The sequence below is a fragment of the Paenibacillus sp. J22P143 genome (assembly GCF_059692035.1).
In genome coordinates, this window is sequence record NZ_JCAUAQ010000003.1 from 232,038 (window position 1) to 252,392 (window position 20,355).

Here is a 20,355-nt window from a genome sequence, read left to right on the forward strand (position 1 = left end):
TGGATATATATTGAATAACTGGTTATATATTTATAATAATATTAATTTATGTATGTTTCTATTGTCCTTTCTTTACTTTATAGTCGCATTTCTTAACATCGCAACACTTTCCCGATATTCTTGAGGCGTCTTGTTCGTCGCTTTGCGAAAAAAACGGTAAAATGACTGATCCGATAAAAAGCCGACGGCGATCGATACTTCGTGAATTTTCAGCCTATTTTCTTCGAGAAGCTCTTTCGCTTTTTGAAGCCGTGCCGACATAATATACTCTGACAACCCTTCATTTGTGATCTGCTTATACAATCGGGACAAATATGAAGGATTGTGCCCGACTATTTCACCAATTCGGTTAAGCGTCAAATCGCCCGATAAATTATGCTGAACATACCGCTGTATCTTACGAATCACGTCGTGTTCTTGGCTATCCTGCCCAGTCAACTTATGCTCGAACAACACTTCGGCTAATTTGTAAAAATAGTCAACGAGCTCTTTCCAATTGTTCTGATAATCGAGCGTCGTCAACTTGCCCAAATTGATTTCTAGCCCGATTTCACTCTGAATTTCCAACCGATTTATATAGGATAAAAAAATCGAAACAAGCGTGAAATAAATTTCGGCTCTAATCGAATTCAATTGCGGCGCAGCATCACTTACTGCTTTCACTACACTGGTGAATTCATCCATAAACTGGTCTTTCTGTCCGTTATCCAGCACACTGTGCAGTACGTTCAATTTTTTCAGTTGCTTTCTTCGTTCGTGCTCGACATACGCTTCCGGCAATGCCCCCATATTTTGTTCCAGCAGCATCAGTTCCTGACCAAGACCTAGACCTCGATTGAGCAGCATCTGCAAATGCTCGAATTGTTCGGATATATGGCTCCACTCTTTGAAAGCAGTACCGACCGCCAAAGAAAGGCTCAGCTTCAACAGGTTTTTGCAGGCCCCTTGAATCATTTCCGCTGCGCCTTTGCTAAACACAAGTGTGCGTTGGCGCACCATGGACAGCTCATCAGAGGACAGACTTGTTTCGCTGACGCTAGGTTGTATCAACCAGATGATTTTCGTCTTTTTCTCAAAGTCAAAAGAAAAAAGCTGCACCGTTGATGACAAATATTCTTTCGCGATATTTTGAATAGCAAATAAATATAGAGACTTGTCGAAGGAACTCACACTCTCGTTCCAGCTATCCACTCTTCCGATCATGGCAACTACAGGCTCAGACGGACGCAGCTCCATATATACTTCCTCGAAGCTTCGCTGCATGGAACGATAGGCATGAGCATCCCCTTGCAACAGCTCCCATAGCAACTCCTTTTGCAAAAACGGCGTGACCATTTGCATTTGCTGTTTCGATTTTGAGATGAATTGCTCAACGGCCAAAGCATCGGACAACGATGACATCGCCTTCCGAACCGCCTCAACGATTGCATCGCTTCCTTCAGTTTTCAATAAATAATCAACACTGCCATTACGTATCGCCATGTGGATGTACTCGAAGTCGTTATATCCAGTTAAAAAGATCACTTTACACCAAGGCCAATATTTAATAATTTCGTGATGGAGCTCAATTCCACTCATGCCAGGCATCCGTATATCCGAGAGCACGATATCGAACTTGAGCTTTTCCAGACATTTCAGCGCCTCAACAGAGGAATATGCGCAATGTACTTCCAATTCGGGTAAGGCAGTTCGTTCGAATAAATCAACAATGCTCTCGACAATCAACGGTTCATTATCCACGATTAACAATCTATACATCTCGGTTATCCTCCTTGCATGGAAGCCTCATTTCAACATGAAGGCCCCCTAACGCTCCTCTTGTAACAATTAGACCAGATGCTTCACCATATCTTAATTGCAAGCGACGATGAACATTAAACAGTCCTGTCGACTCCTTGCAGATTTTGGGTGACTGCAGCATTTCCTTCAACTCTATAAACCGCTCATTTGAGAGGTTCTCTCCGTTGTCCTCCACAATTACTCGCAAATAATCCTGCTCCACCTGGAACTGTATCGTCAGCTTGCCATCTGCTATTTTGTCTTCTAATCCATGCACATAGGCGTTTTCAATGATGGGTTGCAAAATGAGGCGAGGAACTTGCATATGACAGTGCGAGCGCGGCAGTTCTCCCCATTTCACCTCTATTAAATTGCAAAATCGCAACGTTTGAATTTCGGTGTACGCTTTCGAATGGCCTACTTCCTGCTCTAGCGTAACTGTGTCCGCTCCTGTTCGTGTAATGAACTTGAAATACTCTCCGAGATGCTGAATAAGTTTTTCTGATGTTTCAGAATCGCGCATCCGAATAAGCCCTTGCAAAATGAAAAAGCTATTATATAAAAAATGAGGATTGATTTGAGACTGCAGTTGCTTCAGCTCCGCTTGCTGCGAATAAATCCGCTCTTCATACACTTCTCCGATCAACCGATTCAATTGTGCAACCATCTGGTTGAACTGGCCATACAAATATTTAAACTCATCGTTAAAATTGTGATGAATCTCGACTTGCAAATTACCTCGCTCTACCTGCCGAAACGAACTGATGAGCCTCTTGAGAGGTTGATGAATAAGTCGATAAATCCAATAGGAGAAAATCACAACGACAATGGAAGAAAGAATGGACAGCAACCACAAAATTTTACGATACTTGTCTAATGGGCCGAGCAGTTGGCTTTCAGGAATATAAACAGCTAAATACGTTTGCAATAGCTTCGAATATGTGAAAGTGATTGAGTACTTTTTTCCGTTGACCGTTAAGCTGCCTTGATCGCTCACGCTATCCTTCTGTACTTGAGCGGAGAGGAAGACTCGCAGTTTTGATAAGATAAAGTCGCTTTTCCCATCCGAAAACGACCAATTTTGCCCGATATTAATCAAGGCAGCACCGGCCCCATTCATATCAATAATTCGATGAAGTGAGCTTTGCAGTTTTGGTGTAGATAAATCAACACCGAGAGCAATCGTCGGATGCAGCTTCTGCTGATAAGGCTTCGGATACATATCACTTAGAAACAGTCCATTTTTCCAATTGGTGAGCGGCGAACCTGCTCGGCCAGACTCCATTAGCGCCTCCAGTTCGTCCTGTGGGAATTCATTTTCATAATTATTGGCGAAGATGCCTCTATCAAGTGAAGGAATATACACCTTTACGTTTTCCACGTATAAGCTAGATGTTTTTAGCAACTGCAGCTTCTTTTTTACGCTTAAAATCGTCTGTGCTCGTGTATAATCATCCATTGCGTCAGCTATCGTACGGATTTTTTGAAAATCGTCATCGAATATTAGTTCCTTATTTAATTGCATGATCCGTTGCATCTCATTTTCAAAAGAACTCATATAGAAGTTCACATTCGAAACGACAGATTGCGATAGCTGATCGCGAACATTCTCTTCTGCAGATTGAATGGCATAGATACTGAGGCCGTAAATCGGAATGAGGACAACCAGAAACGAAAGAATTAGTTTCGAAAAAATGTTTGGCTTTACCCACTTCTGCAAGTTCAATCTTGTATTCCTCCCTGATGTCGATGAGATAGATTTGTCTCTGTATTCGACAAATGGATAGGATTTCCTGTACAACGACCCTTTTCTGGATAAATTTGCATGATATGATGCTAGTATAGAAGAAAAGGCCCCATCTTTCTATTCACTTCTTTTTACTTCCTGCTCACTATTTTCAACGAGGCGAAGCAGAACAGCCTTGGTTTTGGAAAATAGTCTTCCAGAACCAAGGCTTATATCTGAATCCTTCTTTATTGCATCGATGACGAGCTTAAAAACTTATTGGCCCAAACTTCCATATGGAACTTGTACAGGTGCGGACTTATTGCCGTTGAAATCTTCCAATACGACCTCAATCACACCAGTGTTTCCTACAAAGGGGAGTGATCTTAGATCATCAACGCCTCTAATAGCATATGGTTTTCCACCGAATGAGATCGGTTTTCCGTTCTGCCATGCATACAAATGCCACCAGTCATTGGAAGTCGGTCCTGTTAGTTTAAGTTTTGTAGGGCTGGTCAAAGTTGCTTTAAATAATGCTGCTGTTCCCACATAAACGTCGGAATGATCATCTTTTAATACGCCTGTATCATCTGCATAAGTAACTACGTTACCCTTGGCGTCCAGCAATGAAATTCTAACTGTATATGCACTTCCATCTACAATTGGAACTTCAACTTTCACTGCATTGGTTCCTTTTGCCACAGTCGTTGAATATACATCTTTTGTTACGGAGTAGTTCAATGTTACGTCTACTTTTGCTTGTACGTATTTAACTGCCGGAGCTTCCCAAGTTACATCAACAGAACCGACATTTTCCACTGTCTGAATATTTTTCACAGTATTCGAGAAATCTTTTTCTACAACTGCTGCTTTGCCTTCTCTTCCATCAGCCCCAACAGCTTTAACTTTGATTTTCACAGTACCTTTCGGATCATATAAAGACTTAATATAAAATCTGTCATCATAGGTTCCGCCTAAGAATATTTCTTTGCCATGCTCATATTCCGCATATACATTGTATTGTTGTACTTTGCTGTAATCTTCCAAATTCCAGGAAATATACGTTTCGGACGTATCAAACGATTTATCGATTTTTAAGTCTGTCGGCGCGGCTGGTTTAACTACTGTACCATCGGTAATGTTAATTTCACCAACGTTAAATTGATAATCCTCAATCGTTCCTTGTTCTGGGGTGAAAGACAGTCCGAAGGCTGCCAATGTTTTACCTTCAAATTGGGACAAGTCCAGATTTTTTTGAACCCATCCTTTTGTCGTTTTATTTGCTCCGCTTGGAATATTAACGTACTCGATTTTTGCTGGATCATCTTCAAAAATCAATCCGACTTTAACGTTGCTTGCATCGGTAACGGATGGTTTGTTGAATGTAATGTTTAATTTTGATTCCGCTTTGATGTCTAATTTTGTTTTGTACAAAGAAATAAAGTTCGTTGCATCCAAATCACCAAAGATTGCCAGCGAGCTGCCGCCATCATATCCGCCAAGCTGCGTATAATCATCTGCCGCGCTAAATTTCTTGCCATAGTCGAAATCCACTTTTAATCGAGTACCTTCTGTGTCAATCCGCCACTGCCATGTTGGGAGAATATCCTGGATATTGATGTTAGCCCATTGGTGATCATTCGAAACTTCACCGTCTACAAAATACTGCATGCCATGTCCGGTATTAAAATTCGTATAGAAATTTGAACCATCAATGACGGATCTTTCAGAAATGAATGCTGCCAGACCCGGCCATGTCTTATAGTTTTTACCTTCGTTTGGTTTTCCACGATTAGGATCATTGGCTGTTTTGACAGGGTCCGGAGTAGCGTTTAGAACAGCTGCCTTTAATTGATCCTGTGTCATGCCAGCTGAAGCAAGCGTCCCATGTCCCGCTTCATATGTAGGAGCGTCTGCAGCACCTGACCACCATGTTCTTTCTCTTGCGGCAACATATTTGTAATAATCAGGGTCTGCGCGTCTATTCTCAGTATACCTATTGGCACCCGAATGACCAAAGAGTTGTTCGTCCAAATGATAATAGGCCCCTGTATTGCCCAGAGTAGCTATGCCTGTTCTTGGGACTAAATTTTCATCATACGTGTTGTATGTTGTCCCGCGTGTTCCGCTGAATCCAGTTTGACCTGCTTCAAGTGTATTAAATACAGTTTTTCTTGGGTCTAAACCTAATGCCTTCATGGTTGCAACCGAACCGTCTACCATTGCTTTACTCGGGTCCGGATTCATATACAAGGAATTGGCGGCAATAGTCGTATCTGCCGGCGTTTTAAGCCAGTTGCTAAACTGTGTTGCATCTTTATTAGCGTAGTCAATTCGCCCCCACGTACTTTGATTTGTTTGACCATACCGATTGGAAGCGTACACATTTACATATAGACCTTGAGATGTCAGTGCGCGAATGAACTCTTGATAAACGGGCATAAAGCTGGGATTCAGTGCTTCTTCGGCATTCACAAAGTACCCGTCAAAGCCGTAATATTTAGCCATTTCAACTAATTTATCAACCATAGGGAATCTTCCATTACTATCTTTATAAATATAATCTTCCGTATGCTCCGATCTCGGGAAGAAAATACAACCTATAGATTTAACGCCGTTCTTGTGAGCGGCATTGGTGTAAGCCGGGTTTGGAATATTTAACACGCCAAACTCAAATTGATGTTCCCACCACTCTGCCTCAGGATTGAACAACGAATCCGGCGTCGGATTTGTAACTACACCATGCCAAGATGCTTGAACATCCACATACTGCCAAAAGTTGAATAGATATTTTGCAAATTGATCATTAGACACTGTCGGATTCATAAATTCAATACCGTAGTCGCCTGCCAAGTTTAGGAATTGAACTTCTTGATCCAATAGGGGGTTTGCCTGCGTGGGCTTAAACGCTTCATTACGATTCTGAAGCGGTATTTTTGCTCTCATAAATTCAGAAAATTCGTCTGTTTCAGGAGTCCAATCCAAGATATTTTGTTTTCGGTGACCATGATAAACCGGCTGGTTTTTACCCTTGTAGCCTTGTTCACCGACACGTGGGGGTAGCGTATCGCCACCGGCATATACGATACCTGTTGGTACTATCGCCCCCATGGAAAGTAATGAGGCCAAAATGACTGCTACACGTTTCTTTTGCTTTGCTTTCATGATCACACTCTCCTCTTTAATATGAATATGAATATGAATATTAATAAAAACGATAAACGCTTTTATCGAGGTTAAAATGATTCCCCAGAATGCGTAATAAGTCTCGCTGCCGTCATCTTGTCCTCCTCCACTTTATTATAAAATCCGTACGATTGGTCAAACTAGTCTCCATTCATGACATTTATATATCCATTATTTACTTTTTTTAAGAATTTTTTGGGAAAATAATGTAGGCTCCATAAATCCACATGGATTGCTCTTTCACTTGTTTTAACATAAAAAAAACGCCCTCCTCTCAAGGAGGAAGGCAGCGTTTCAAATTCGGGCGTCCAGTATGATACCAGCCGTTTCCTCTATTGCTTTTTCAGTGACATCGATCACCATGCATCCGAGCTGCTTATATAGCCCATATGCATACTCCAGCTCTTCCGCCACTCGTTCCAACGCCGAATATTTAGCGCCAAATGGCAGTCCTACTGCTTTCAGCCGTTCAGTACGAATCTTAACAAGCTGCTCAGCGCTCATCGTCAAGCCGATCATTTTGTGTTTTTCAAGCGTAAACAAGTCTTGCGGCAGCTTTACTTCCGGCACTAATGGATAGTTGGCTACTTTATAACCTTTATGCGCCAAATAAATACTTAACGGTGTTTTCGAAGTCCTAGAAACCCCTAGAAGAACTATATGTGCTTGTTTGAAGGCACTCGTGTCTTTCCCATCATCACATTTAACAGCAAACTCGATCGCTTCAACCCGTTTATAGTAATCCTCGTCCATTTGATGCAGCAAGCCGGCTTTCCTCTTGGGAGAGTCGTTAAAGGTATCCATAAAAGCTTGCATGACAGGGCCAAGGATGTCTATACTTGTCACATTCAAGCGAAAGGCTTCTTGACGTATCATTTCTCTTAATTCCGGAAGCACCAGCGTGTAGACTACAAATCCGCCTTGCCGAGATGCTTCCTCCATCATATTGTGAATATCTTCCTCTGATCGCATGGAAGCATAGCGTCTAATACTAACTTGACTGACATTAAACTGACGTATTGTAGCTTGAACAACATTGTTAGCTGTTTCCCCAACCGAATCCGAACAGACAAAAATGGTATGAACCTTGTTCTCCACTGTGAATACCTCCCGATTAACTGTTTCGAACAGCCAAAGATTCCATGCGTTCCTCAGGAGATCCATGGTGAATGAAGGCTTGTGCAGCTGCTATTCGCGCAAGCGGAATTCGGTAAGGGGAACAACTCACATAATCCAAACCAGTAAGATGGCAAAAGAAAATCGACTCCTTGTCTCCACCATGCTCTCCGCATATACCCGTTTTGAGTGACGGTTTAACAAGCCGCCCTTTATTCACTGCCAATTCAATCAGTTGTCCGACGCCTTCCGTGTCGAGTACCTGAAACGGATTATGAGGAAGCAGCTTCTGATCGACATAATGGGTTAGAAATTTGCCTTCAGCATCATCACGGCTGTACCCGAAAGTCATTTGCGTCAAATCATTCGTTCCAAATGAGAAGAAATCCGCATAAGCAGCAATTTGGTGTGCAGTAAGTGCAGCGCGAGGCACTTCAATCATGGTCCCGACCTTATATGGACAATCTTGAAGCTTATCTTTACCCAGCACCTGCTCTGCTACGGAATCAACCAGCTCTCTTAATAATTTCAGCTCACTAACATGACTGACAAGTGGAATCATGATTTCTGGAATTACGCAGATGTTTCTTTCAATACAGCGGGATGCTGCACGAAATATGGCCTCGATCTGCATGTCATAAATCTCCGGGAATACAATGCCTAATCGGCAGCCCCGCTGACCAAGCATTGGGTTTGCTTCGTGAAGAGCTTGCACTTTGCGAAGAAGGTGCTCCACCTCTTCTCTCTCCGAGTCAGAGCTGCCCTCCTCATAAATGAGTCGTGCATGCATCTTCTGAAGCTCATCTAGGTTAGGCAGAAACTCATGTAAAGGCGGATCTAGTAACCGAATCGTCACTGGTAGACCGTCCATTTCTTCGAACATCCCTTCAAAATCGGACTGCTGCATCGGGATCAGCTGCGCAAGGGCTTGCAATCGTTGTGCCTTGTCATCTGCCAGGATCATTCGTTGGACGACAGGCAACCGAGTTTGCGAGAAAAACATGTGCTCCGTACGGCAAAGCCCGATCCCCTCTGCACCTAGCTGTCTGGCGACTCTCGCATCATGTGGGTTGTCTGCATTCGCGAACACTTTCAGCGAACGGATCTCATCTGCCCACTTCAGTATCTCAAGAAGCTCCTCCGTCATCCGAGCTTCCTGTAAAGGCACTGCGCCGATAATAACGCGCCCGGTTGCACCGTCCAACGTAATCCAATCACCTTCTTCAACAGCTCTGTTGCCTACTGTCATTCGTTTCTCATCATGCACAATTCGAATTTCTTCGCATCCGCAAACGCATGGTTTTCCCATACCCCTCGCTACAACAGCAGCATGGCTTGTCATTCCACCACGGCTCGTGAGCACACCTTCCGAAGCGATTACGCCATGAATATCTTCCGGCGTCGTTTCCGATCTTGCTAGGATGACCGTCTTACCTGTACGGCTCCATTCTGCAGCCGTATCCGCGTCGAAAACAAGTTGACCGACTGCTGCGCCCGGTGATGCAGGAAGACCTTTTGCCAACACATCTTTCACTGCTGTTTCTTCAATTCCTCTGTGAAGCAACTGATCTAGATGTGACACTTCAATGCGTCCCACGGCTTCCTGCTTAGTCAATAAGCCTTCTTGAACCAAATCAACTGCGATCTTCATCGCGGCCTGGGCGTTGCGCTTTCCGTTTCGAGTCTGAAGCAGGTACAGCCTCGTATTTTCCACCGTAAACTCGATGTCTTGCATATCCTTATAATGCATCTCCAACTGCTTGGAGGCTTGGAATAACTGCTCATAAATATCGGGCATTTCGTTTTTCAGTGCAGCAATAGCAAGTGGTGTTCTTACACCTGCTACCACGTCTTCCCCTTGTGCATTGATGAGGTATTCACCAAAAAAAGCATTTTCACCTGTGGATGGGTTTCGTGTGAAAACAACACCAGTGCCGCAGCTGCTGCCCATGTTCCCAAATACCATACTCTGTATATTAACCGCTGTTCCTTGATCATCAGGAATACGATTAATCTTGCGGTAAATTTGAGCTCTAGGGTTGTTCCATGATTTGAATACGGCCTCAACGGCCATTCTCAACTGCTCGTAGACATGCTGCGGAAAAGCATGACCTGTCTTAGCCATAATACATCGCTTATAGTCTTCGATAAGTGCCTTCCAGCCTTCAGCGCTAACTTCTTGATCTTGCAGCACACCTTCTTTCACTTTCATATGGTGCAACAGCTGCTCGAAATGGAAGGATTCAATGCCTAGGACGACATTCGCAAACATTTGCATCAGACGGCGGTAGCAATCGTAAGCAAACTTTGCATTGTTCGTGTGCTTTGCCAAGCCCTGAACAGTTTCATCATTGAGCCCAAGATTCAAAATCGTATCCATCATACCTGGCATCGAAGTTACGGAGCCTGATCGTACCGAAACGAGAAGCGGATGATTGGGATCACCGAACGTCTGTCCTTTCTGTTTCTCTAGTTGCTTAAGAGCATCTGTAACTTGTTCAAGAAGTTCTTCTGACATCCGATTGCCAATTTTAAAAAAAGCTAAACATGCTTCCGTCGTAATCGTGAAACCAGGAGGCACGGGCAGACCGGTACGTGTCATCTCAGCGAGATTGGCGCCCTTTCCACCCAGTAAATTCTTCATTGAAGCATTTCCGTCTTGAAATGATACTACTAGTTTCTCTGTCATCACTTATTTGCCTCCTTAGTTTAACGACACATATTTTCTTATTTCATATTTATTGTGTCATAATATTATCAATAAATTAAATAATACACAATATATAATATTAAATTGTAATTAAAACGACACATTTACTTGATTTAAATAAAAAAAATATAGTATGACACATATATAAGATATATATGTGTCATACTATATCACTTTCCGGTATTAGAATATTTGCTAGGAGTCCACGTGAAAAACTTCCTCCATACTTGCCCACCACTCGCCTTCAAGCCGCGTCTCTAACGGCTCTTGGCAATACGTCATTGATCTTTGATATATAACTTCGCTCCAAGAAGAGAACTCCCAAAGTATGTCCTATGAATAGAACATTAGGGAGCTCTCAGTTATTTTAACCAGCTTATTTATTTGTCGCTTTCCAAGCATCTAGTTGCTTTTGCTTTTCAGCAATAATTTTGTCATTGTCGCTGCAGCTTTATCGGTTGTAAGCAGCGGCTTTACGAATTGGAAATCGTAAGACTGCGTTTCAGGATTGAAGCCGGACATTCTGCCTGTAGCTTCCATGCCTGGTCCGGAATACCTTTCTTCATGTCAGGATATTTGGCAATCAAATCATCCAACGGTGCATAAGCGCCATTCGCCACATTTTGAAAGTAATTGTTGAAGCCCGCCGCTGTCCATACGAGATCATAGGGTTCGCCAGAGGCCATGGTGACTTTCATTTTTTCTTCGTAAGCGCCCCAATCAATAAGTTTCAAATGTACTGTGGCGTTGATGACTCCATTAACCCTTGAGCGACCCTTCCGTCAGCCCGGAAATAAATTGTCTTTGCAAGAACAAATACAAAAGAAATACAGGAAGAGACGCCATGACAACGAGTGCAAAAATATCTTCCCAATTCGTACTGTACTGACCAACCGCACGGAATATGCCCGTAGTCACGGTGTAACCTTTGGTGGAACCTAATATTATTGTCGGATTAACAAAGTCATTCCAAATCCATAAGTAAAGGAAAATGACTATAGTAGCCGTTGATGGACGAATGAGCGGAAAGATAATGCGCCAAAAGATCGTTATTTTACCTGCTCCATCCATCTTCGCCGATTCGTCAAGCTCTGTTGAGATGGTACGTATATAGCCGACATAGGTGAACACGGTAAATGGCACATAAAACCCGATATTGTAGAGAATCAGCCCCTGCGGAGTGAACATTAGCCCAAACGCGCTCAGTACCTTGACAGTAGGGATTAAAATAACCTGCGCAGGAACCATTAGCCCTGATAACAATACCAAATAAGTCAATGAAAAAAATGGGTGATTGTTTCTGGCAATAACAAAAGACATCATGGAGCAGAATAGAATAATCATAAATACGGAAACCGATGTTATTAAGATAGACGTCCCGTACGCTTTAAATATATTAAATGAAGGCGTTACCGCCGAACGGACAAAGTTATCGAATGTAAGCCTGTAAACGGGAAATGCCAACGGGTTACTAAGAATATCCTCTCTAGTTTTAAATGCATTGACCACCGCAATATAAAACGGCACCAATAGAAAAATGGATAGAAATAACAACAGCGAGTGGCGGGTCATTTCAAATCTACGACTCGTCATATAATCTGTTCCTCTCTTTTCCTTAGTTGAATCGTCAACGTAACAGCCAACACGCCAACAATAATCAACATATATACGGCTAAACTGGAAGCATAGCTCAATCGATTGGCACTAAAACCGACCCTGACGACCTGATACGCGATCGTTTCCGTTGCACCAGCCGGTCCGCCATATGTCATTACCGCAACCCGGTCATATTCGCGCATCATCCCAGTAAAATTAAATACGATACTAGTTGTAATCGCGGGCGCCAGCAGCGGAAATGTTACATTGCGAAATTGTTGCCACCTTGATGCACCGTCCATATTCGCCGCATCAAAGAGCTCCCCAGGTATCGTCTGCAGACCTGCCAAATAGATCACGATGACAAAGCCGGTAGATTGCCAAATGGCCAGGAACGTAACTGACAGCACAGCTAGATTGGGATCACCTAAAAACTCAATTTTCCCCCACCCAAAGTGTACAAACAAATTATTCAGAAGTCCGTTATAGCTCAGAATACTCTTCCAAATAAAGCCTACTGCAACCGAGCTCATCAAGAGCGGGAAAAAAAAGACCGAACGGTAAAAGTTCGTCATTTTCCCCTTCTTATTCAGCAGTACAGCGAAAAATATCCCTAATACATTGACGAAAAACGTCGTGACAACCGTCATAAACAGTGTTACTCCGATCGCCCGGAGAAATGTTTTATCTTGGAACGCCTCAAGAAAATTTTTCATCCCCACAAAATGATACGTCGGGTTGATCCCGTTCCAATCGAATAAGGAATAGTAGAAACATAAAATGATCGGAACCAGTAAGAAACAACAGTAAATAATAAAACCAGGAGAGAACATAACCGTACTTACCCAAAAGTCCCGCTTTTCCATCGATCTTACCACCTTTAGGTGAATAACAAAGACACAAGTTTGCCTTTGTTATTCATTGTTCATCATTTTAATTCGTTTATTTTTTGTTTTTATCCCAGTAATCATCGAGCGATTGCATTTCTTTCTTCACTTCGGCTTTTCCTAACAGGATGTTTTGCGCTACTTTGTTATATTGATCCTGAATTCCAGATACAGGCACACTTCCAACTTTTCCGGCATAATACCCATTCATTGTAGGATTTTTTTGCAGTAGATCAGATACTTCTTTCTGAAGCGGACTCATATCCCACATAACAGGATTTTTCATCGTAGAGAACAGTCCATCGGTTTGCAATAATATTTTGTTGGATTCCCGATCGAGCATCAAGAATTTAGCAAATTTAAGAGCGGCCTCCGGATTTTTGCTTTTCTTCGAGATCCCCACGCCACCTCCGTTTTCATAACCGAGGATATTTTGTGTTCCGTCCTTCGTCGGTGCCGGGAATACGCCTACTTCAAAGTCCTTCTTTGCTTTCGATTCCGAAGCAGTGAACCAGATACCCATCGGATACATGGCGCCATTGCCCTTTAAGAATTCCTGTTCCACAGCAGCATAATCGATGCTTAATGCGCCTTTGTTGAAGTAACCTTTTTGAACAAGGCCATTAAAATAGTTAGCTGCTTCCAACCAGTCCGTATCCGTAAACTTCGCTTTGTCCGCGAAGCGATCCGTATACCAAGCCTTTTTTTGCAGGAACATGGTCGGTGAAGTCAGGGACGTGAATGTATACCCGGATGTCCAATCTCCTGCCGTTAAGAGCGGAGTAATGCCCTTATCCTTCAGCTTAGCGGATACATCTTCAAGATCAGCCCAAGTTTTAGGCAGTGCTGTTATACCCGCATTGGCAAACAGCTTTTTGTTGTAGAAAATAAGCGATTGCGGCTGGCTCCCTGCCGAAGTAATTTGGTATAATTTACCATTAATGAAATCAGCTTCGTAGTTTTTGACTTGTTTGATATCGTCATCAATTGGAATTTCCGCCAATGCGTCGGCATCGACGAAGAGCTTGAACGTCGCATTCTGAACAACGTCCGGAAAATCGCCTGAAGCAAGCAGTGTCTTCAAGTAATTATCCGCACTACCTTCATTTCCAGGAGGTTGAATGCGCTTTACTTTTATGTTTGGATTTGCCGATTCAAACTTTTTGATCAAACCATCATAATAATCAGCAGTCAAATTTGGAGTAATCCATGATTGAAACACAATTTCCGCATTCTTAACTGTAGCTGCAGGTTTTTCCGTACTGCTTCCACTCGGGCTTTCGACAGTCTTTTGGCCGCTACCACATGCAGAGAGACTGGCAGCAATGGCAACTGATGAGATTACAACTAACATCTTTTTCAAATTTAACTTCCCCCTTCATTCATCTTTCAAATTTATTCTACTCTTTTATTATTAAACAAATACTAAAACGCTTCCACAGGAATAACCATACTTTTACTAGACTAATTAAACCACTTTTTTCAGAATAGGGAATGCTGCGAGTATTGTCGAAAGAGAATGAATAGCAAAGAACCTCCCTGAACCGAATGTACTTATTCGCTCAGAGGAGGTTTATTATCTCAGCCAATCTATGCTGCTTGCAGCTAATGGCGTTCCCGTGTCGGAAAACGAATCCATTCTTCAATTGGCAATTTCTCCAACCTTTGCATGTAGATTACGGTACTCGGTAGGGGAAAGGCCGGTTGCCTGCTTGAATTTCCGGAAAAAGTAATTGGAATCTAGATAACCGACCCGCAACGAGATTTCCGATGCGTTGAGTGTTGTCGATACTAGTAGTTCCTTTGCTTTGTCAAAGCGGATTTGTGTTATATGATCACTAAAGTATTCACCTGTTTCTTCTTTGAACAAGCGACCCAAGTAAATATTATTTACATTAAAGCGTGTACCAAGAGTTTGCAAAGACTGCTCCTCCGCATAATGCAATTGAAGGTAATTCTTGACTTGCTCAATAATAGGATTTTTTTTCTTGGACTCGTTTCTGATTATAATATTTTCAAGTTCATTCAATAAATGCAATAAATCGCTGCGAATTTCGCCAATGTCATTCCTGCCGTAGAGGTTCTTCAGGGTCTGGCTCTCAGCAAAAAATTCGTGTAGAGGTAACTTCTTCTGGTTTATGGCCATCTTGATCATCACAATCCATTCAGCAGCAGCATATTTGGCAGCTGACAATGAATCGGTTTGATTGATGGCCCATTGAAAGTCCCGGCCAACAGCCTCGACCCATAGATTACGTTCACCGGAAACTAAAGCAGCGACGAGGAGTTCGCGGTTATCCAAACTAAATGAAGCAATTTGATGTTGTTTCATGATGTATGTGCTGTCGACGCATATCGGTCCGTTAGTTAAATGGATATAATTTTGGAGGTGCAATGCATCACGGTAAGAAGCATGTACCGATTGCATTTGGGAAGATACACTCCCAAACGTGCAGAACCATGGTGTTTTCAGTACGATCGCGTAGCGGTTCGCAATCATCTGCATCCATTGCAAATTTTCCTTGGCGAATGTTTCGGCATCAAGGTAAGCTTGACTTTTTCCAGTTAGAAGACAAATGATCTCCCTATTTTGATTTGGAAAAGCGATTCCCTTGCCTTCCTCTTGAAGCGCCTCGTTTACGCTGTTAATGATGGCAAATGAACGAAATTGCTGCTCGCCTTGCGATAATTCTTTTTCATTCCAATCAATCCAAGTAATAACAGAAACTTGAAACAGATCATATTTCCGCATGTCCATGTCGAGAAAAGAGAGCTTCTCCCTGAGTTGATCCGAATCGATACGATTTTCCATCCAACGCAGAAGGATGTTTTCACGCAAGAGTTGGAATGACTCCCGTTTCAATTGTTCGATTCTCCATTGCTCGCGCTTCCGGTCACAGCAATTTTTGATAATGCTAGTTAATTCATTTGCATCTACGGGCTTCAGTAAATAATCCTCTACATGGAATTTCATGGCTTGACGGACATAAGAGTAATCATTATAACCACTTAAGACAATAATTTGCGTATCCCATCCTTTTTGGCGGATCTGTTCGATTAACTCCAATCCGTCTCCCTTAGGCATTCGAATATCGGTTAAAACGATTTGTGGATGGAACTCCTCAACAAGCTTCAGAGCCTGGTATCCTCCTTCCGCAATACCGACAATTTCGATCCCTAAGTCATCCCAATCAATCAAATGCAATAAACCTTCGCGTATAAATCTATCGTCATCTACGATAAGTAGTTTGCTCATGCTCACTCACCCCAACCTTGTTGTAGTTAATAGGAATTTTCATATGCAAGCAAAAACCTTCTGTTTGATCAGAACCATTCATGAAGATATAAAGCCCGTATTCATCTCCGAAATAGTTTTTAATACGCTCGTGAATATTTTTCAAACCGAGATGCTTCTCCGGCAAATAATTAGGAGATTCTAACGTATGGATGAGCTTAGCCATTCTGTCCGGTGAAATTCCAATCCCGTTGTCATGGATTTCAATCGACAAAATTTCGTACTCTAGTGTTATATGGACTGAGATCGTTGGATCATCCTGATTCTCCAGTTCGCCGTGCAAAATGGCGTTTTCTATGATCGGTTGTAAGCTGAATTTGAGCATATAATATTCATTAAGATCGAGCTCTGAGTGGATCTCTAACCGGATCACATTAGATTTCCCCATATTGAACAGATCCAGATAGTATTCCATATACTGCAGCTCTTCTTGTATGGGTATGATATCATCGTTTTGCTTCAACATCCAACGAAACAACTTCCCCAAGAAATACAGTTTTTCTGCAAGAATTCGTTGTCCGCCCGCCACCGCCTGCATACGCAAAGATTCCAATGTATTAAACAAAAAGTGCGGATTGATCTGCATTTTCAACGCAACATATTCGGCGTTTCGTTTCTGAATGTCGGTTATATACACGCGATTGATATATTGCTTAAGATTCTCTGTCATACCGTTAAATCTTACGATTAACTCACTAATTTCATCTTCACCCTGAACTGGCATGGGCTCGCTAAAAGGATTAGTTTGCACTTTTTTAAAGTGCTGCGTCATAAGCTTGAGACGCTTTACAACAATAGCTTGAATGCTGAAGATTAATACTAAACAAATGGACCAGGTTATGACGAGAATCAAACTGATAATTAGGGTAATGCTATTCAGTTTGGATTGAATGGTTGTTTTACTTTTAACCCCAATAATTTCAAGATTGTATTGCTCTAAAGAAATCCGGCTCCATAAATCGTCTCTTATATTGATGGAGGAGGCGGAGCCTTTTGAAGAGGCTTCGAGCAAAGGTTTTCCATCTTGATTGATAATCAGCTGGCTTTCTGAATTTTCCTGCGAGTTAAACACGTCCAATAGAACCCTGGGGTCGATGATCATCAGAAAGAAACCGTGAACTTTATTCGGATGGATGCTTAGCAGGTCATAGACAGGATTGGCGAAATAAATCATGGGTGTAGAAGAATTTAGCAATCCATTAACGTTTCCTATATAAGGAAAATTGTAATCTCTCGGAAGAGCATTGAAAAATGAGGGAAAATCGAATGAAGTATTGATCTGCAATTGCTGCTGATGAGTTTGTCCAAATACTTTCTGATCTTCATTTCGATAAAAAAGAAAGGAGATCGCTTCTGGATTACGATTGAGCATCAAGGATATGATTAAGCTAAAATAATTTTTTTCCAAGAGCTGCTCGCGTTCGTCATCGGTTGCATGGGCCTTGCCCGATAGGAAGTATTCGTTTGTTGCAATAGATTGAGAAGTAGTCGGATCTTTGTAAATGGACACCGTTTCCCTTTTAAACCGGTCAATCATGTCAGTTAGATGAAGATTCAGATTTTCGGTGCGTATATCCAGGAGTTCCTGCTCTCTTTGTTCAAGAAGCCGATAAAAACTGTTATCGGTCAAATAACCTAGCATCATAAACACAACTAGAAGAGAAATCCCGATACCCAAGTTCAACCTACGGAAAATAAAACGGCCTAAATAACGACTGTATAATCGCTTGATCACAATGTGCCTCCTTTTCTGCGAATGTAGTTTATTTACACCTGACTTGCTGACGTGTGCGCCGAGGATTACCATGTTGTCCTAATCAAACAAATGGCTAGGTTTCTAACTTTAAAATGCTCATAACCTAGACTGGGGGTAGGAAAGAATTTACATTATTAAAGAGGTGCCATTAAATTTAATTCTAACTAGCTGGAAGTTATATAAATAGGGTGACAAAATAAAGATTTAGATAGTAAAATTGCGTTTCAATAGAAAAATACACTTAAAGTCAATATAAAATCAGCCGATAGAAATAAAATGCTAGGAATTGGTACGACCGATGACATAGGAATGGATATAGGCAGCAGGGATGAGATCTACTCACACAACAGCTCATACGCCGATTCTAAACTTTTTTCGAGCCGTTTTTTGCCATTGTTCCACGAAGCAAAAAAAGGCCCTGAGTCTCCATTTTACCTTTCCGTGAATGTGGACTTCGTCCAAGAAAGAGAAAATGGATTCTAGTTCCTTTATGTGTGCTTGACGATGTTTCAGCAGGTCGACTATTTCACATTTTCAAAACATTAATGTTCAGATAGGATCCCTATTTCCGTTCTTCCGTATTATTCATTTGGTTTTAATAGTTATAAATGTTATACATGAATTGCGCCGCTTCCGCACGAGTCGTTGTACCTTGCGGGTAAAGTTTGTTATCGTAGCCGTGGATTAACCCTGACTTGACAAGGGTAGCGATACTAATTGCAGCGTAATTTGAAATTTCCGGAGTATCTGTAAATGCGCCAAGTTCGGCAGCGGAAGCGCCGCTTGCCAGCTTACCGCTTATTCTAAGCGCCTTTTCCGTCAGCACCATCATATCCTCTCTTGTAATGGAAGCCTCAGGTTGGAACAGGTTATTTCCACTTCCATCCGCAATTCCTAAGCCTCTGGCAGTTCTTACTGCTTCGTCATAATACTCGCCCTCGTTAACATCTGCAAATCGATCGCCAAAAGGCCCTTGCAAATGAAGCGTACGCAATAACAGCAATAGGAAATCGGCTCGGGTCACTTGTTGCAACGGACTAAATTCGCTGTCTGTTGTACCATTAATAATTCCTTTGGATGCCAAAACTTCAATAGCATGTTTGGCCCAGTCCACGGAAGTGATATCACCAAATGACTTTTGAACGAACGATACCGCATATGTGCTGAAGTGTGTAGTCGAGAACGTAACTTGACCTGTGGCTGCATCATACTTGCCGTTCGGTACCGTATGAATGTTGCCTTGTCCATCAATATACCAGATGACGATATGCTCTGGATGTTTCTGTTCCTCCATAGTAGGAGAATAAGGTATGCTCACGATGATAGGGGCTTTCGGGTTATTGAAGGCAATGGTTTGACCGCCGGATTGAACGGTGAGCTCAATGACCGGATGAGATCCGACTTTATTCTGTACGCTTGGATCTAGCTTGCTAGTATCTGCTCGAGCGATAAGAAGCTCAGTTTGGCTGTTAGTCAAATCACCTTCTCGGAACATATTGCTGGGAATAACAATAGTGGCGATAGGTGTCTTGATTTCAATTTGATATTGTTTCTTATCGCTTGACATTAAATTTGAAGGTATCTGTTGCATATAAGTCGTTGCATCAGCTGTTTGCGGAATTTCAAGGCTGATTGTTCCTTTACCACTTGGATCAGATTCGGCTTGTTTTTGAGCTTGTTCCCATGCAGCAGTATCAACGGTGGACATTGCAACTTTAGAAGCAGCGTGAACCTTCACTTCAGGTTTGAGGATGATCGACTCTGATTTCGTTTCGCCTTTGCCGCCTCCCGTAGAGCTTGTAGGCTGTATATGGGCTGATACTTTCCCATTGACTGAAATATGGTCAGCATCTAGCTGTGAATTCACCAATTTCACGCTTTTCAGCACAATATCGGAAGTTCCTTCAACCAATGCACTAAAGGTTAATTCGGCCAATTTCGCGTTGCCGTTTTGACCAGGCGTATTTCCAAATTGCGTATGTGCAATTTGAATGTTGTTCCCGTCAACAATAGGTTTTATAGCATAGCCGTTGCTTTGGCTGTCACCGCTTATAAACCTGATCTTGCTAGCATCGTATGTCAGATTAACCTCATACGCATACATATCTCTTAACTGCTTCCCATTCACCGTTACTTGAAAGCTGTCACCTGCCGCAAGGCTTGCGTTAGAGATGGTCAATAGAAACTGCGGGCCTGCGTCTGCATGAATGACATTTTGGGGGAATGTAGTCACAATTAAAAGGAATGCCAGCATAAATGCGAGCAGTGTTTTCTTCATCGGATAAGTCATCCTTTCTCATTACC

At 42.3% G+C, this 20,355-nt stretch carries 12 protein-coding genes; all 12 read right to left on the reverse strand.

Features of this window, described 5'->3' with window-relative positions:
• Positions 1–72 precede the first annotated feature (72 nt).
• On the reverse strand, positions 73–1,758 hold the full coding sequence (locus AC58PQ_RS08130) for a response regulator transcription factor (RefSeq protein WP_497241462.1): 1,686 nt from the start codon (positions 1,756–1,758) through the stop codon (positions 73–75).
• The gene (locus AC58PQ_RS08135) at positions 1,751–3,505 is read right to left on the reverse strand and encodes a sensor histidine kinase (protein WP_497241463.1); all 1,755 of its coding nucleotides are present in this window, start codon (positions 3,503–3,505) and stop codon (positions 1,751–1,753) included. Before AC58PQ_RS08135 ends, AC58PQ_RS08130 begins: the two co-directional genes overlap by 8 nt.
• Positions 3,506–3,781: 276 nt before the next feature.
• Entirely contained in the window at positions 3,782–6,670 is a 2,889-nt protein-coding gene (locus AC58PQ_RS08140) for an endo-beta-N-acetylglucosaminidase (RefSeq protein WP_497241464.1), read from the reverse strand.
• 315 nt (positions 6,671–6,985) lie between these two features.
• Positions 6,986–7,789, reverse strand: a complete 804-nt coding sequence (locus AC58PQ_RS08145) for a pyruvate, water dikinase regulatory protein (protein WP_497241465.1) — start codon at positions 7,787–7,789, stop codon at positions 6,986–6,988.
• A gap of 16 nt (positions 7,790–7,805) precedes the next feature.
• Positions 7,806–10,496, reverse strand: coding sequence for a pyruvate, phosphate dikinase (gene ppdK / locus AC58PQ_RS08150; protein ID WP_497241466.1), 2,691 nt, complete (start codon positions 10,494–10,496; stop codon positions 7,806–7,808).
• A gap of 494 nt (positions 10,497–10,990) precedes the next feature.
• Complete coding sequence (locus AC58PQ_RS08155) at positions 10,991–11,215, reverse strand: hypothetical protein (RefSeq protein ID WP_497241467.1); 225 nt, start codon at positions 11,213–11,215, stop codon at positions 10,991–10,993.
• Positions 11,216–11,276: 61 nt separating this feature from the next.
• Positions 11,277–12,110, reverse strand: a complete 834-nt coding sequence (locus AC58PQ_RS08160) for a carbohydrate ABC transporter permease (protein WP_497241468.1) — start codon at positions 12,108–12,110, stop codon at positions 11,277–11,279.
• Positions 12,107–12,979: a carbohydrate ABC transporter permease gene (locus AC58PQ_RS08165; protein ID WP_497241469.1), complete on the reverse strand. Its 873-nt coding sequence runs from the start codon at positions 12,977–12,979 to the stop codon at positions 12,107–12,109. The genes AC58PQ_RS08160 and AC58PQ_RS08165 overlap by 4 nt, the downstream gene beginning before the upstream one ends.
• A 76-nt stretch (positions 12,980–13,055) precedes the next feature.
• Entirely contained in the window at positions 13,056–14,354 is a 1,299-nt protein-coding gene (locus AC58PQ_RS08170; RefSeq protein WP_497241642.1) for an ABC transporter substrate-binding protein, read from the reverse strand.
• A 288-nt stretch (positions 14,355–14,642) separates the two neighbouring features.
• The gene (locus AC58PQ_RS08175) at positions 14,643–16,256 is read right to left on the reverse strand and encodes a response regulator transcription factor (protein WP_497241470.1); all 1,614 of its coding nucleotides are present in this window, start codon (positions 16,254–16,256) and stop codon (positions 14,643–14,645) included.
• Complete coding sequence (locus AC58PQ_RS08180; RefSeq protein WP_497241471.1) at positions 16,231–18,030, reverse strand: sensor histidine kinase; 1,800 nt, start codon at positions 18,028–18,030, stop codon at positions 16,231–16,233. Before AC58PQ_RS08180 ends, AC58PQ_RS08175 begins: the two co-directional genes overlap by 26 nt.
• A 616-nt stretch (positions 18,031–18,646) precedes the next feature.
• Positions 18,647–20,329, reverse strand: coding sequence for an S-layer homology domain-containing protein (locus tag AC58PQ_RS08185; RefSeq protein ID WP_497241472.1), 1,683 nt, complete (start codon positions 20,327–20,329; stop codon positions 18,647–18,649).
• Between the last annotated feature and the right edge of the window lie 26 nt (positions 20,330–20,355).

Coding starts and splice junctions, on each gene's coding strand:
- AC58PQ_RS08140 (WP_497241464.1), bottom strand. CDS start 6,670: ATGAAAGCAAAGCAAAAGAAACGTGTAGCAGTCATTTTGGCCTCATTA.
- AC58PQ_RS08130 (WP_497241462.1), bottom strand. CDS start 1,758: ATGTATAGATTGTTAATCGTGGATAATGAACCGTTGATTGTCGAGAGC.
- AC58PQ_RS08175 (WP_497241470.1), bottom strand. CDS start 16,256: ATGAGCAAACTACTTATCGTAGATGACGATAGATTTATACGCGAAGGT.
- AC58PQ_RS08170 (WP_497241642.1), bottom strand. CDS start 14,354: ATGTTAGTTGTAATCTCATCAGTTGCCATTGCTGCCAGTCTCTCTGCA.
- AC58PQ_RS08165 (WP_497241469.1), bottom strand. CDS start 12,979: ATGGAAAAGCGGGACTTTTGGGTAAGTACGGTTATGTTCTCTCCTGGT.
- AC58PQ_RS08155 (WP_497241467.1), bottom strand. CDS start 11,215: ATGAAAGTCACCATGGCCTCTGGCGAACCCTATGATCTCGTATGGACA.
- ppdK (WP_497241466.1), bottom strand. CDS start 10,496: ATGACAGAGAAACTAGTAGTATCATTTCAAGACGGAAATGCTTCAATG.
- AC58PQ_RS08185 (WP_497241472.1), bottom strand. CDS start 20,329: ATGAAGAAAACACTGCTCGCATTTATGCTGGCATTCCTTTTAATTGTG.
- AC58PQ_RS08160 (WP_497241468.1), bottom strand. CDS start 12,110: ATGACGAGTCGTAGATTTGAAATGACCCGCCACTCGCTGTTGTTATTT.